Source organism: Flavipsychrobacter stenotrophus (genome assembly GCF_002954265.1).
GTDB classification, from domain to species: Bacteria; Bacteroidota; Bacteroidia; order Chitinophagales; family Chitinophagaceae; genus Flavipsychrobacter; species Flavipsychrobacter stenotrophus.
The window spans coordinates 38,385-52,452 of record NZ_PPSL01000005.1; the positions used below are offsets into that span (position 1 = coordinate 38,385).

Annotated in this window: 12 protein-coding genes, 1 pseudogene and 1 CRISPR repeat array; of the genes and pseudogenes, 8 read left to right on the forward strand and 5 right to left on the reverse strand. The window is 36.7% G+C overall.

What is annotated here, in order from left to right; genetic code table 11:
• Positions 1–63: 63 nt before the first annotated feature.
• Positions 64–585: a DUF4238 domain-containing protein gene (locus CJD36_RS16840; RefSeq protein ID WP_105040377.1), complete on the forward strand. Its 522-nt coding sequence runs from the start codon at positions 64–66 to the stop codon at positions 583–585.
• On the forward strand, positions 528–920 hold the full coding sequence (locus CJD36_RS24000; protein WP_117601804.1) for a DUF4238 domain-containing protein: 393 nt from the start codon (positions 528–530) through the stop codon (positions 918–920). Before CJD36_RS16840 ends, CJD36_RS24000 begins: the two co-directional genes overlap by 58 nt.
• An 8-nt stretch (positions 921–928) precedes the next feature.
• On the opposite strand, the gene CJD36_RS16850 is transcribed toward CJD36_RS24000, so the two are convergent.
• Positions 929–1,183, reverse strand: a complete 255-nt coding sequence (locus CJD36_RS16850) for a hypothetical protein (protein WP_105040379.1) — start codon at positions 1,181–1,183, stop codon at positions 929–931.
• A 683-nt stretch (positions 1,184–1,866) separates the two neighbouring features.
• Here CJD36_RS16850 and CJD36_RS16855 point away from each other — a divergent pair.
• From CJD36_RS16855 to CJD36_RS16865, 3 genes are all read left to right on the forward strand, one after another.
• Positions 1,867–2,751, forward strand: coding sequence for a DUF3883 domain-containing protein (locus tag CJD36_RS16855; RefSeq protein ID WP_161499352.1), 885 nt, complete (start codon positions 1,867–1,869; stop codon positions 2,749–2,751).
• Positions 2,752–2,860: 109 nt separating this feature from the next.
• Positions 2,861–3,709 (forward strand): hypothetical protein, encoded by an 849-nt coding sequence (locus tag CJD36_RS16860; RefSeq protein ID WP_105040381.1) that lies wholly within the window; start codon positions 2,861–2,863, stop codon positions 3,707–3,709.
• 13 nt (positions 3,710–3,722) lie between these two features.
• Positions 3,723–3,944: a hypothetical protein gene (locus tag CJD36_RS16865; RefSeq protein WP_105040382.1), complete on the forward strand. Its 222-nt coding sequence runs from the start codon at positions 3,723–3,725 to the stop codon at positions 3,942–3,944.
• A 124-nt stretch (positions 3,945–4,068) separates the two neighbouring features.
• On the opposite strand, the gene CJD36_RS16870 is transcribed toward CJD36_RS16865, so the two are convergent.
• Entirely contained in the window at positions 4,069–5,310 is a 1,242-nt protein-coding gene (locus tag CJD36_RS16870; RefSeq protein WP_105040383.1) for a tyrosine-type recombinase/integrase, read from the reverse strand.
• A 166-nt stretch (positions 5,311–5,476) separates the two neighbouring features.
• On the opposite strand from CJD36_RS16870, the gene CJD36_RS16875 reads away from it, so the two are divergent.
• On the forward strand, positions 5,477–6,991 hold the full coding sequence (locus CJD36_RS16875) for a hypothetical protein (RefSeq protein ID WP_105040384.1): 1,515 nt from the start codon (positions 5,477–5,479) through the stop codon (positions 6,989–6,991).
• 711 nt (positions 6,992–7,702) lie between these two features.
• Positions 7,703–9,054: a CRISPR direct-repeat array (repeat unit 47 nt; unit sequence GTTGTGATTTGCTTTCAACATTTAGTACTTTCAAGGTCTTAGACATC).
• A 53-nt stretch (positions 9,055–9,107) separates the two neighbouring features.
• Here the strand turns inward: CJD36_RS16875 and CJD36_RS24005 are convergent.
• The 3 genes and pseudogenes from CJD36_RS24005 to CJD36_RS16890 all read right to left on the reverse strand — a co-directional run.
• Positions 9,108–9,962: pseudogene (locus CJD36_RS24005) on the reverse strand (DUF3987 domain-containing protein); the annotation flags it as partial.
• A gap of 40 nt (positions 9,963–10,002) precedes the next feature.
• Entirely contained in the window at positions 10,003–10,284 is a 282-nt protein-coding gene (locus CJD36_RS24010; protein ID WP_105040385.1) for a helix-turn-helix domain-containing protein, read from the reverse strand.
• Between the two features lie 33 nt (positions 10,285–10,317).
• Positions 10,318–11,376: a tyrosine-type recombinase/integrase gene (locus tag CJD36_RS16890; protein ID WP_105040386.1), complete on the reverse strand. Its 1,059-nt coding sequence runs from the start codon at positions 11,374–11,376 to the stop codon at positions 10,318–10,320.
• Between the two features lie 394 nt (positions 11,377–11,770).
• On the opposite strand from CJD36_RS16890, the gene CJD36_RS16895 reads away from it, so the two are divergent.
• Both CJD36_RS16895 and CJD36_RS16900 read left to right on the forward strand, forming a co-directional pair.
• Positions 11,771–12,025 carry a hypothetical protein gene (locus CJD36_RS16895; protein ID WP_105040387.1) on the forward strand — a complete coding sequence of 85 codons (255 nt, stop codon included), beginning with the start codon at positions 11,771–11,773 and terminating at the stop codon, positions 12,023–12,025.
• A 931-nt stretch (positions 12,026–12,956) separates the two neighbouring features.
• Positions 12,957–13,469 carry a hypothetical protein gene (locus CJD36_RS16900; RefSeq protein WP_105040388.1) on the forward strand — a complete coding sequence of 171 codons (513 nt, stop codon included), beginning with the start codon at positions 12,957–12,959 and terminating at the stop codon, positions 13,467–13,469.
• Positions 13,470–14,068: the final 599 nt, after the last annotated feature.

Sequence of the window (14,068 nt, forward strand, 5' to 3'; positions counted from 1 at the left end):
TGCCTCAAAATGTTTGGTTAAGTTACATTTGACTGAATACTGTCTCTTCCAAAAATTAAAAACATGAAGCAACACTTTGTGCCTAAAACCTACCTAAAACATTTTTCTAAGAAAGGTAATGGATTGGGGCTGCATGTACTTTACAATCACCAACACGATAACAAGATTCGAAAAAAGGATTTCGGAGACTCAATGTTTACGGGAGATAACTTCTATGATAGTTCCGAATATTTGAATCCTAAAGAGTTAGAGTTAATTTTCGGGAAGGTGTATGAGCCTAAATACAATGGCATTATAGATGCTATATGTAAAGAAGAAGATATTACTGACAGACAAACAAAAGCCGATATTTTGGAGTGGGTTTTCTTTCTGAAAGCCAGAAGCGTTTCATGGCGAGACAAAGCGAGATTAGAGTTGAAAGCGAGTGGCGTCGAATTGGACTTTGATTGTGAAGCCGTAAGAGAAGAACACTTAAGTGTTTTTACCGACAGCAGTAGACTTAAAAAAAAATCAGTCATTACGTTGAAATGTATACATCTAAAAGATGGACAATCCTTAAGAGTCCTAAGGATTTGTTTTGGTTAACCTCTGACAACCCTGGGTTCAGTATTAATTTAGATGGCTACGATAATAGGGTCGAAGAAGTAATACCCAATCCCTATTGTACAGATCTCGGACATGACACAATCCTATACTTCCCTTTAACTAAAAATTACTGTTTAGAGATCGGTCCCTTTTTAAAAGAGGATGACGTAAACTTAAACAGCTTTAATATTCCTGTCACATTTATGTCTGCCCCCGAATTAGAGTTTAGATTTATTAATCTCTGGACGTATTTAGCTCAACAAAAATTTGTTGTATCGTGCGATGCTGAAGGCCTGAAGTTGTTTGCGAAATTGATGACCAATCCATCAAAATAATACGACCATCATTTTTTGTTTAAAAACGACGAGTATTTCTTCAGTGCAGTTCTATATTTTATTAAAGTATTTTCTGGTCTTCCTGGAATGACTTTAGAGTTGATCTTTTCTAAGGCACTTTCTAAACCCGGTTTAAGAAGGTTATCAATAGAAGCACCCAATGCCTTTTCAAGAGATTTCAAATACGAAGCATAACTTCCTATGCTTTTTCCATGTACTCTATTATGAGGCAACCATTCTTTAAACGATTCTTCGTGGTTCATACCTTTTATTTGAGAATAAATGTATAGACTATGTACAGGAAATCCTAATCAGCGGGAGGTTAGTTTATTTATTCTGATAGGGCGTATAGATGCTCGTCTGTTTCAGGTTGGCTTTTTCATTTCGTATAACTTGGTTATATTCGTCAGAGCTCGTTAAACATACAAAATAAATTTACAATACTTCTTAATCAGGAAGAGCAAAAAAGAGCATTTACTGCAACATTCAATGCAATGTCAATATTGACACCAACTGACAAAAGTCGAAAGCCTTGCCCACCTTGCTTAGCGTCCTCCCTTTAAAGTAGGTAGGGTACCTGATTATAAATCAAGTGCCCCAGCTTGGATGCTATATTTATAAGTGTTTTCTTTATGTCTCAAACTTAACCTATGGACATAAATATACTTAGGCAAATCATCGGAGCCTACAAAAATGATTTCGCTCGGATCAGTAATGAAGAAATTTATAAGTGGCAAGCCGCACACACATATAAAAAAAATGGGACATTAACAGCCGTGATTTTTCTAACATGCTTCACGATGCTTTAGATGGAACCCTAAACCTGATGTCCTCAACTAACTACTACCCTCGAAGAATGATAAACACATACGCAGGACTTGAGCCGATTCTTGTGAGGGATGCTTTCATCCGGTTGTTCGATGAGGACAGAGATTTAATATCTCGAATGAAAATATTTCAACAGGATATTAGGGTTATACATGATTTACACATCACTGATGATCGCGTGCCATACCAAGACGATCGTGCGGTGATGGTTTATTTGGCTTTGGAATACCCCGAGCGATACTACTTTTACAAATTCACAATGTTCAAGGATTTTGTAGAGCAGGTAGCATACCCATACCGTCCCAAGCCTGGTAGCTCTGAAAATATACTTCACTTTTTGAATGTATGTAACATAGTCCTTGGCGAAATCGAAAACGATGATGAATTGATAAACATGCATCTCAATCGCCTGGGCTCTACTGAATATCCAGATAATCATTTGCATATCTTGGCGCAGGATGTTATCTATGCCGCAGTACAACATCTTTTGGTACCCAACAGGGGCGTGACATTACCAGTAAATGTTACTGTTAATGCTGGGGAGTATGTCGCCACCAATATCGAACCATCCTTACAGGGGGCGTTTATAAATCATATACAGAATGCGGAGAGAAACAAACGTATCGGTGACTTGGGTGAACTGTTTGTTATGGAATGGGAAGAGAAAAGACTTCGTGGTGTCGGTGTAATGAATCCTCGAGTAACACACGACTCGAAAAATATCGGGGATGGTTTAGGTTATGATATTTCGTCTTATTCTGACGATAGGCTTGTTCGATACATTGAGGTGAAGACAACAACAGGTAATATAACTCAACCCTTTTTCATTACAGCAAGTGAGTTAAAAAAGAGTCAAGAAGATACGAGGCGGTTCTATCTTTATCGTGTATACAACTACAACCCCGAAACAAAGGCAGGTGAAGTCTGGATTATACAGGGAGAGCTCACCCAATATTGTGTTAGCCCAAGCGTATATGAGGTTAAACTTAAGCAGGTTGTATAATTACCCAGTAGGCATTCTACCCATTATGTATATTTGCTTGATCCAATTCATATGTTATTATAAAATCCCTTAAGCTGTATCTTTGTAGCAAATTAAAATCGATATTGTAATGAGACAACCGACGGACCTGTGCTTATTGTGTAAAATACGACCAGCAACTAAAACAAATTCCCATATTTTATCAAGGTTTATTTCCACGGCCTTTTTAGAAGGGGCTGGAGCACGGAAGGGTTTTTCATTAGACAGTGATACTATATTAAAACAAGAAGGGGATCAAGTAGTTTTAGGCAGGACTAAAACGATACAAGACTCACCTAAGGAAAATTATATACTCTGTCCGGAGTGCGAAACATACCTGGGCGTTGTGGAGAGCTTATCAAGAGATACGTTTATTACATGGAGGGACAAGGTTGCTTTAAATGAATTCTCCCTAATTACCGTTATTCCTGGAGAACTTAAAGTGTTAGAGTGCACAAGTTCAAATCCCCGCATTATAAGGTTATTTGCTTACTCACTATTTTGGAGAGCCAGCATTTCATCCTTAGATTTATTTGCCGAATATTCTTTGCCTTGTGATATAGAAGAAGAACTTCGGAGTACTTTACATAAATATGAAGGTGATAGGCTTGGGTTCTTAGCTAAGATCGCCGCTGATCCTAACTTTTCAGATTATCCTTACGGAGTAGTAACTTCCGAAGTTTTCAATAATGGGGATGCGAACTTTCTCATGGCAATCCCTCACAATGCGTTGGGTTTTAGCACACTCCTTATAGATCGGTTTGCCTTTATGTTATACCAAAGTCTCCAGGTAAACGATGCGGCGATGCAAGGTCCATTTAATAACAGGACATTGGGTGATTGTAAAATGATGGTCGTGCCGGAAACGGTTTGGAAAATGCTCTTTAATGAGGCACCTGCAAGAGTTCTGCTTGATATTTCTAAGAATAATATAAAATAACATCACATCAACTATGACTATTTACGCAGACTTGGATTATGAAACACCTCCCGCTTCACGCGCTTTTGGTACATTCACTGTTATTGGTCTAAAGGAAGACGATCCCATTGATGGGTTGGACGTAACCCACCGTGTGGTTATAGGTAGTTTTTATCAGAGTTTGGAAGCTTTAAGGCGAGAGCTGGATTTATCTTATGGAATGCCTATTCCTCCCATTGCGGTGGAAGAAGTGTGAGTAAACACCCCCAATGCGGTCTGTTAGATATTATTCAGTTGAAATTTGTTTATCAAGTTACACTGAAACAAGGTCTTGCGTAACTCAAAGTAAAATCGAAATGTCAATATTGACATAGGGAATACTATTCGAAGGTCAGCAATGACTCAGAAATCCTCTTGTACTGGGCATCCGGCAGGGTCTTCATATAGTGGGCTGTAACGGCACTACTACTATGTCCAAGAGCATCACTTATAAAAGAAGTCGGTGTTCCATCAATTTTTAACCTGGTTGCGAATGAATGCCTCGCAAGGTTCAAAGTCAAATTCATTTGAAGACCGATTGCTTTTCCTATCGGCCTCATATCTCTATTAAGATTGCGCGCAAGTATATCTTTAGCCTTCTTGCGTTCTATGTCGCTGTTGGTGCCTCTAAACGCAGGAAAGATATAATCCTTCGTTGTTAGACTACCCCATTTCTCAATGATACGCTTTGCTTCAGGATGTAGATAGACCATGATTTCTTTTGTTTCAGAATTGGTCTTTGAAGTCTTTGATCTCACAAATGTTATCATATCTCCTTTGATCTGAGTGCCCTTTATGCTCAACGCATCTTTTATATTCATTCCATTACAGAGATATAGAAATATGAAGTAGTCTCTCGACCTGGTTTCACCATAAGATTTTGGTTCATATTCCATTAGTGCCTTCAATTGTTCAGGATAAAGAACATCTTTTGACTTCGATGACGTACCGATTGAATAGTCTTTAAAAGGATACAGACCTTGTGAGATATAACCTTCCTTTATTGCTCTATTGTAGATGTGCCTTAGGCTTCTCATATGAATTTGAGCAGTTGCGTTTGAATTGCCTTTATTGATCCACCACGCACGAAATGCTTTAAGATACTCAACTGTTATATCTTCTAAATAGAAGTTCTTTTTGAAGCGTTTAAACACTGATAAGGCCTGTTCATAGAAGCTTATGCTGCCTGCCCTATCTTCTTCAGTCAATTCGTCAATTTTCTGCTGAAACAATATCCCTAAATCAGTCTTACCTGAAACCTTTAATGCAGTTTCCGACTTGAATAAATTGGTGAACATCTTCTTATCAGTATTAGGAAATTGATTAAGAATTTCCTTTGCCTTTTTAAGATAACCATCAATACTATCTTTTAATAATTTGGCTTCTTTGGGAATAGTTCCTTTGCCTGTCATTGCTTTATTAAAGAGATCAGGTGTTGCGTACAGCTTTAATCCAATCCTGAATTGAGAACCTTTTAAAACAATTGAAATCTTGACCGGCAGCAGGTCACTATCTGCCATCGGAGTTCTTGCGTCAAGAAAAGGATAGACGCTACCTGTCTTTGTATTTTTTGAATTTGCCATTGCGATAATTGTATATCGCAAGTGTAGCAGACTATGGCGAAAATAGTAGTCTGGTTCTCAATTTTTGCAGAACTCCAGCAATTTAATCATAGTAACGATCTATATTTTCAGGATTTATCGCATATCGATTAAGCAACCAAACATCTATATTTGACAAAAATAAAACATGGAACTTTTTACTGGGAAAATATCAGGCAAACAACTTGAAGACTTCTTTACTAACGCTATAGAACATCAAAAGCAAAATATCAATAATGCAATTCAGGAATTTGAAATGCCTCAACTGTTTAATAATTGGCGTATTTTGATTCGATCAATAGACGAAATAATCAATATCCCCTATGAATTAAAAAGTGCTGAAGAAACAGGCCATTTTTTAGAACTTGATTTTGATCTTCTGGAAACTGATAACATTAATAGGTTAAATTCCGAATTAGGAATAATTAGAGAACGATTTGGTATTCAAGTAGCAGAGCGATTAGAAAAATTGTGTATGATGAGCTTCTTAATTCATGAGGAATATCAACATAATGGTTTTTACAAGTTTCTCGGCAATGTTAACCTATCAAATGCTATAAATGCAATTCTTTTTTTTCAATCGAGACGATTGTATTACGTGGCAATTCAATCGCTTATTCCAAAAATATCGCAGGGAAAAAAAAGAATACAATACAGTGAACTTTTAAATCATTTTCAACCAATTATTGACAGTAATATGGTAGGAATAACATCCTCCTACCAATATTTACTTCAAAACGAATCGTTAACTGATTTCGAAATGACTTCTGACGGACTGATGGCAGGAGGGAATTTCGCATACACACACTTAGAAGGCTTTTTTACTGAACCAGAACGACTCTCATTATTGGACCAATTAGAACTTAGACCTGATATTGTTGTAATAAAAAAGCAACTTCCAAAATCTGATAAATTGATTTTTTCCTTTAGTGAGGTGGCTAATACAATGTTATTATTTGAAGGAGCATTCGACAAGTATCAGATTGATCAAAGAAAAGAGTTTATCGAATTAAACTCTTTTTTCCTCGAAGTCGGAGTGTATATTATCGATGATTTCGATATTGTTATTCCAAGAGATGATTTTAATATCATTGCAACAAAGTATCCCAAATTTGAGCTATCTGTTAACTCTTCAGATTATTTTGCAGTCTTAAATAGCTTTGCACCTTTTCAAGAAGCTGCTGATAATTACCATTCAACTATTGTATTTCTTGCAAGATTTGCCTACAGAACTCTATCATTATGTTTATTAAAAAACAAAACATTTCAGATCAATTCAGGGTTTATTTTCGAACATAAAATATCTGAAATTCTTACAAAAAATGGATTTAATGTCCTGCCTATCAAAAGAATAAAGCGAAAGGAATTTGATTTGATAACCACCAAAAACGGGAAAGTTTATAATTTTCAATGCAAGAATAATTTTTTAGATATTACAAAAGTGGGAATGAATTATAAAAAGATTGGACGGCTTATTAAACTCCTCTGCACATCCTATGAAAAAGCATTGGTAAAGGAGGCTGGAAGAGAAACGCTAATCAAAGAAGCAACAGGAATAAATGACATAGAACATTTCGTCGTTTCAAGATTCCCTGTTATTACTCGAAATCAGAAAATAATTAATTTCAATGATCTGGAAAATAGATTGATAATCGGACTATAATAATCTGGCGCCAAAAAATTGCATTGTATTTTGCATTGAACTACTGTATCACTTAAGGCTCAAAAACATACATTTTATACTGTTGCTCAATACAATAGTTGCTTTTAAAGGTCAATAGGATGACTTCCAAGCGCGACTCAAAATCTGGTTATCGCAAGGTAGTGCAGGTTCGATTCCTGTTCTGGGCACCTAAATCACAAGTAAGAACCTCATACCTGACAAGGGTTTGAGGTTTTTCTTTTTGTATTTGGGACGGATATGGGACGCCTTTCAAGCAAATAAAAGAAAACAACTTAAGGGTTGATGATAATACGGAGGAAAAATTTGGGTTTCCTTTTGGAAACGGAAACCCAAATAAAATAAATTTCTTTTCAGGGGACTTTTACCTTTGGAGAGTGACCGTCTCAAAAGAAACCGGCATAAAAAGCAGTATTGTGCACATACTACAAATCTTGAATAGCCGGAAAGAAAATACAACATAACTCTCTTTTCCAATGACCTCTATTGCAAATAAGAGCAACGAGCAGAAGGCAGGAATATATCATTGATTTCACCTTAAGAACTGTCCTAATTAGGTATTCTTCGAACTAGAAATCTACCTATTAGAACCCAGCATTTAGGATTTCTTAAAGCTAATATCCAATGAAAACCAATGTGGAGTTATTTTTATTTTAGCAGGATAGATTAAAGAAGAAACACTTTTAATCTCTTTCACTGATTTGCTTTCAACATTTAGTACTTTCAAGGTCTTAGACATCCATCAACAATAAGAACCCCGTTAGGATTGGTTGTGATTTGCTTTCAACATTTAGTACTTTCAAGGTCTTAGACATCTAGTGGTGATCACTTATGTAGGTCTTACCTCTTGTGATTTGCTTTCAACATTTAGTACTTTCAAGGTCTTAGACATCTCAACCGTGAAGACGTAGACAACGATAACTGTTGTGATTTGCTTTCAACATTTAGTACTTTCAAGGTCTTAGACATCTAATTAAAAATTGATGCATTAGCGAACTATGTTGTGATTTGCTTTCAACATTTAGTACTTTCAAGGTCTTAGACATCATAGATATTGCCAGGCACTAATAAACATTGGTTGTGATTTGCTTTCAACATTTAGTACTTTCAAGGTCTTAGACATCCCTGAACGCCAGCACCCCTATCGAAAAGCTGTTGTGATTTGCTTTCAACATTTAGTACTTTCAAGGTCTTAGACATCCTTAACGACGCTATAGAGGCAACAGAATCTGTTGTGATTTGCTTTCAACATTTAGTACTTTCAAGGTCTTAGACATCGAAGATAAGAACGCTCTGGCCCATGTAGCGTTGTGATTTGCTTTCAACATTTAGTACTTTCAAGGTCTTAGACATCCCTGAACGCCAGCACCCCTATCGAAAAGCTGTTGTGATTTGCTTTCAACATTTAGTACTTTCAAGGTCTTAGACATCTTTGTGCTCAATCTGGCACTTAATGCAGCCGGTTGTGATTTGCTTTCAACATTTAGTACTTTCAAGGTCTTAGACATCGCATACCCTATGTTTATAAGGTCGCAATCTGTTGTGATTTGCTTTCAACATTTAGTACTTTCAAGGTCTTAGACATCAGATAATGACTACCTCAAAGCGCCGGCACGTTGTGATTTGCTTTCAACATTTAGTACTTTCAAGGTCTTAGACATCATAGAACTGCTGCCCAGTCATTGCCACATGTTGTGATTTGCTTTCAACATTTAGTACTTTCAAGGTCTTAGACATCTTTTTCGACTAAGCCCGGCACAACTCCGGGGTTGTGATTTGCTTTCAACATTTAGTACTTTCAAGGTCTTAGACATCTCATGATCGCTTTATTTTATCTGTGAACCTGTTGTGATTTGCTTTCAACATTTAGTACTTTCAAGGTCTTAGACATCATGGTTCGGCTATTACATCAGCACACCAGTGTTGTGATTTGCTTTCAACATTTAGTACTTTCAAGGTCTTAGACATCCTTAATGAGCAGGTAGCGAACGGTAAACTGTTGTGATTTGCTTTCAACATTTAGTACTTTCAAGGTCTTAGACATCCTTAATGTAGATTCATCGTCAAGATTTGATAACTCTTCGTATAGCCAAACAAGTAGTTCTCCTCGCAATGTCATCATTTCTTGATGCTTGCTTCTATTGGGGTCAAAGACGTCTTTGAAAGTCCTATCAGACTGGATTCTGAAGAACAGAAACTGGCTAAATAGTCCATTTTCGATATCGGGAATTAATTTCTTGAGTTGATTTTCCGTGCTACTAAGTAAAATTGTTAAGCAGGGTCTTTGGATTACAATTGTTCCACTCGTTTTTCTGCTCATGCTAAGGGTTTCATGCTCGAATGCAACTCTAAGGAGGTCGGAAAAGTTTCCATGTTCTGATTTATTCGCGGCTGATACAGTATCAGTCTCAGTTTCAACTATTATTCCTCTGGAGTGATTTTCTAACAGTATTTTGTAAAAATTGCTCTTGGTATTGTTTGCGGGTATGATCAACATTGCCTCAGTCTTGTCAACGTCGTTTATTTCTTGTTTGACTCTGTTTCTTTCAGTCATTTCCCTTTGAATTGGCATTATCAATTCCTTGCACGCTGTTAGGCCTCCCTTTCCGGAGCCGAATGGCCCTATAATGTATCCATAAAGGTTTGCTTCGTACCTCTTACCTGCGTATTTGGTATAGTAGCCGGGCAAAACTCCGCTGATTAGGACAATCGAACTGAATAGAGCCATTGCTTTTTCCTGCTCCGTCTCATGTTCATCAGGAATGGGTTTAAGAATGTCGGGCAATATCTTGTATATCACCGTCGGAAATTTTGAGCCTTCTTCCATCAGTAAGTCCTCTACTGCGAAATCGTTCATCGATTTCATTTTACCTATATTTACTTGATCTTTATTCGACTTTACTTTGTTTCTTGTTGTCATTTCAATTGATTCTGTTGTTAAGAATATTACCATAGTGGTCGTATAGCAGCCACTATGGCAGTCGTTTGGTTGATTACCTATGTTTTAAAGTGATTAGCGCTTTCTCGAGTATTTTGTCTCTAGTTGGCACCTGATTTTGCATAGCCCATCGAGTCACCTGATGGCGTTCGAAGAAAAGGGTCTTCCCCTGAATCTTGCTGTGAGGGATGATACGTTGATGTGTCCATTTGTAGATGCAGCTTTTGCTGACACCTAGGTAACATGCTACTTCATCGACTGACAGTAGTCGCTTTGAAGTCCTCATCTGAAAGAGCATCTCTTGAATTGTTGCTGTTAAGTTTTCAATTTTTGTCATGTTGCTTTGTTTTTTTGGTTTTGAAAGAAAATTTTAAAATGTGAATGATGGCAGTTTTTGAATTGCCTGTTGTTTTAATGAATCGCTGATTCTGACATAGCGCTGACTCGTTGAAATATTAGTGTGACCTAACAGCTTGCTGGCGATAGAAATGTCAATACCCTGTGCAATCATTTCTGTTCCATAGGAATGACGAGCACAGTGGAATGTTATGTGTTTTTCTATTCCTGCATCACGTGTCCAGTTCCTGATAATTTTCAAAGCACCGGTATGTGAAGGGAGTTTGAAAATCAAACTTTCTGAGTTGCCTTTTTCTCCTAACAAACACAGAGCATCATTATTTAGAGGTATCGTGACCCGGCTCTGCGTTTTGGATTGTATTATGCTGACAGATTTTGATTGAATGTTTTTCCAAAGCAATTGCTTAATGTCTACCCACCTGAGGCCAGTGGTTAAGGCAAATAAGAACGCTCGTCGTACATTGTCATTTCCGCAAAATGTGTCATATAGTCTTCTTATCTCTTCAGTTGTCAAAACCTCCTTTACGATGTATGAATACTGTTTCACACGAATCCTCCTAGTTGGATTATTCCTAAATAACAGTTCTTCTGTTGCTGCATCAATAATTTGCTTTAGCTTACTGAAATAATTATGAGCACTTTCTCCTTTAAGTTCGTTTTCGAGTGATTTGGCAAACCTTTGCATTGCAATCTCTGTCATTTCAAATGCTGGTATTTTATCCTTGCCAAAGAATGTCTTGAGTCTATTTAACACACCCCAGTATTTTCTCTTGTCTTTTACAGCATGTTGGTTGATGAAGTTGACTGCGTATGCAATGAAGTCTTCGGTAATACGGTAATCTTCCTGGAGCATGTACTCCCCATTCAGCATCCTTTTAGTTTCCTCATTGGCAATCTTCCTTGCGATTATCATTTTCTCCTTCTTTTCTTCTCGCTCCTCAAATGTTGACGGATTGGTTTTGAATTGAAGTTTCAATGATGTTTTTATTCTGACGCCGTCAATTGTGCGAATCAGGATTAAGCTTGTTTTGCCTGTCGCCTTGCTCTTTTCTTCATAAATTTTCGCTGTCATTTTATGTCATTTTATTTTTTAATGTATTTTTACCCTTCCTGTATTTGTACGTCCGTCGATTTTTAACCAGTTTGCTGATAACTTCTGTTTTCGTCCTTGTTGATTTCCATTTTTGAATACTTTGGTCTCGTGTTATCCAAGTGCATAATGCTCTCCCTATAGTAAACTTCGCTGTAGTAACGCAGTTTGCATAAAAAAGAGCTACTTATTAAATAAATTTCTAAAGCTAAGTTCCAAATAATTTTATAAAATATTACCTTTCAATTACTTAAATATATTATACATAGTTATTTGATTGGTCGAAAGAAAAATCGGGAGTTTTAAAAAGGCATCAATTCATTTCAGCCTTCCCCAAAAACCGATACGTTCATTTTACTTTTTGTATATTTGACATATGAAACAAGAGCTAACTCCTGAAGCTATTTTTGAAATTATTTCAAAACAGGACTTTGATCAATCTACTGGGATTGAGAAAACTCAGTACTATGAATTGATTAATACTTATAGAGGTATGAAACTCAGTCAACTTCGTACAATGAGAGATTTGGAGACTGAGAATGAGAAACTTAAACAGAAAAACAAGGAATTGTCAAGAGTGGAAACCGCAATCGAAGACCTAAAAAAAAATTCCAACTCTAAGAAGAAATGATACTTCATGGTTTAAAATAGCACTTATAGATTTCCTTAAAAATGACTGCAAAGTTAGTTTAAGGTTGGCCTGTAGAATTGTTGGTTTCAGCACTTCATCTTATTACTACGAACGGGGCACAAGGTCTGGGGAGGTTATTGATAAATTAGATGAGTTGATTCAATTGCATCCAAATTGGGGAATTGATAGCTGCTATGAAGAAATTCGGAAGCAGGGACTAAAATGGAACAGGAAAAAAGTTCTAAATAATTACAGATACTTTAGATTAAATGTGAACAATCGAAATGATAGGTGAAAATGCCGGACGTTTTTCGGACGTTTTTCAGAAGTGAAAGGAAAAATGAACATGGTATGAGTGGGTTGAAAACCATGTAAATATTGACTTCTATCATTTTTTATAGTTAGATTATCTCGGTTAATATTCCTGTTCTGGGCACATTCCGCTGATTATCAGCATATTACATGGGAGATTGACTAAGTGATTAGACCTTCTTCAAACAACTAAAGTACCAAGTATTTGCAAGCAACTTGCAAGCTTGGTACTTTCTTTTTTATGGCAATGTTACCTCTATCAACCATTGACAGGTTGTAAGTCATTTCGTTTTCAGGGGACTTTAAGATTTTTGAGAGGTAGTCCGTCTCAAAAGAAATCTGTTAGTCAGTCGCTTCTTTGCCATACATTTTAAGCGTCCGACTGACAGCATGTAAATATAACAAATATTTCAATTACCCTAAACAACTCAGGGCATTCCACCCGGCAATGAGTGCAAGTGCTTAGTACAAAGCACACCCACTATATCAGCAAACTGGCATACCCCTTCGGCGATAGGCCTGTTTGCTGGTTTAAATATTGGGAAGAGGGTATGGGTTAAGCCATGGTAAAGTTCTTACATTAGTTTTCACTTATCTTTGTTACCTAAAAACTATAGCTATGAATAGATATATTCTGCTGGCCACGGGCCTTATGATTACTGTATTTTCCATATGCTCTTGCTCAAAAAAGAACGACGCCCCCACTTCTCTAACAGGCGATACTATTTATTCCAGTGAATATCTTAACCTTCAACTCGGGAGTGTTTATTATTCTCTGAAAGACTATAAAACATCAAAACATCCAGGCATTAGCATGTACTGTCAGGACCATGCATTGTTCACCCCTGCGACCTTTCAAATTTCCGAATCGGATGGGGAAAAGGTTTCTGGTGTTGATATGGTTTCTATCAGGTTTTTTGAGATGCCCTCGACGGTTTATAGAGTGGATTCAACTTCTAATTTGTGTATAATAACTGGCTCCCTCGGGTACGCACATCCCACCGGTATTGTTAACCTTACTCACAACGACAGTAGCTATATCGAAGGTAGCATAGATGGTATCATTACCAAACAAAGCCATTTTGATTCTGTGATAACATTTAGAGCTACTTTTAAATTATATAAGTATTAGGGATTTAGTAAACACAAATCATAAAAAGAAATAAAAGGTGGAAGGCAATTGATTTTGAAAAAAGATGGTGATTTCTATGTTATGAGTTTCCTTACCACTCATGAATATTCAATCAAATAAATTAACTATTTAATTGTGAACGTGCACGTTTTGTTGTTCTCGTCCAAGTTGTTCTTGCGAAATAGTTTTACCCATTTTTGCCTACTAATGGCATAGCCATTTGTGTTATTGCAATATTCATCTAAAGAATCTGCATTAATAGCAAAGGCCTTTTCATAATTAAATAATTTTGTAGTCATTGTAATGCTTTCACCTGGTAGAATTATTTGGGGGAAAAGATGCTGATCGTGTGTTCCAGAACAATAATATCTCACCGCAAAATCAATTTCACAAGGATCACAGTCATACGATTCACCAACAAAATATTTGTTACTAGAATTATTAACAAATGTAACGTTTAGATCACCCACTGGATGAAATACACAAGATGATGCCCAAATACTAAAAAAAGTAATCAAAACACTATTTACAAAAAATTTGCTAACGCTTTTTGGGCGGCTCAAATGCAATATCATAGTACTACTTTAATAACATCACGT

What these genes read in the sequence shown, in the direction of transcription:
- CJD36_RS16840 (WP_105040377.1), top strand. Translation starts at nt 64, where the DNA reads ATGAAGCAACACTTTGTGCCTAAAACCTACCTAAAACATTTTTCTAAG.
- CJD36_RS24000 (WP_117601804.1), top strand. Translation starts at nt 528, where the DNA reads ATGTATACATCTAAAAGATGGACAATCCTTAAGAGTCCTAAGGATTTG.
- CJD36_RS16850 (WP_105040379.1), bottom strand. Translation starts at nt 1,183, where the DNA reads ATGAACCACGAAGAATCGTTTAAAGAATGGTTGCCTCATAATAGAGTA.
- CJD36_RS16855 (WP_161499352.1), top strand. Translation starts at nt 1,867, where the DNA reads ATGAAAATATTTCAACAGGATATTAGGGTTATACATGATTTACACATC.
- CJD36_RS16860 (WP_105040381.1), top strand. Translation starts at nt 2,861, where the DNA reads ATGAGACAACCGACGGACCTGTGCTTATTGTGTAAAATACGACCAGCA.
- CJD36_RS16865 (WP_105040382.1), top strand. Translation starts at nt 3,723, where the DNA reads ATGACTATTTACGCAGACTTGGATTATGAAACACCTCCCGCTTCACGC.
- CJD36_RS16870 (WP_105040383.1), bottom strand. Translation starts at nt 5,310, where the DNA reads ATGGCAAATTCAAAAAATACAAAGACAGGTAGCGTCTATCCTTTTCTT.
- CJD36_RS16875 (WP_105040384.1), top strand. Translation starts at nt 5,477, where the DNA reads ATGGAACTTTTTACTGGGAAAATATCAGGCAAACAACTTGAAGACTTC.
- CJD36_RS24010 (WP_105040385.1), bottom strand. Translation starts at nt 10,284, where the DNA reads ATGACAAAAATTGAAAACTTAACAGCAACAATTCAAGAGATGCTCTTT.
- CJD36_RS16890 (WP_105040386.1), bottom strand. Translation starts at nt 11,376, where the DNA reads ATGACAGCGAAAATTTATGAAGAAAAGAGCAAGGCGACAGGCAAAACA.
- CJD36_RS16895 (WP_105040387.1), top strand. Translation starts at nt 11,771, where the DNA reads ATGAAACAAGAGCTAACTCCTGAAGCTATTTTTGAAATTATTTCAAAA.
- CJD36_RS16900 (WP_105040388.1), top strand. Translation starts at nt 12,957, where the DNA reads ATGAATAGATATATTCTGCTGGCCACGGGCCTTATGATTACTGTATTT.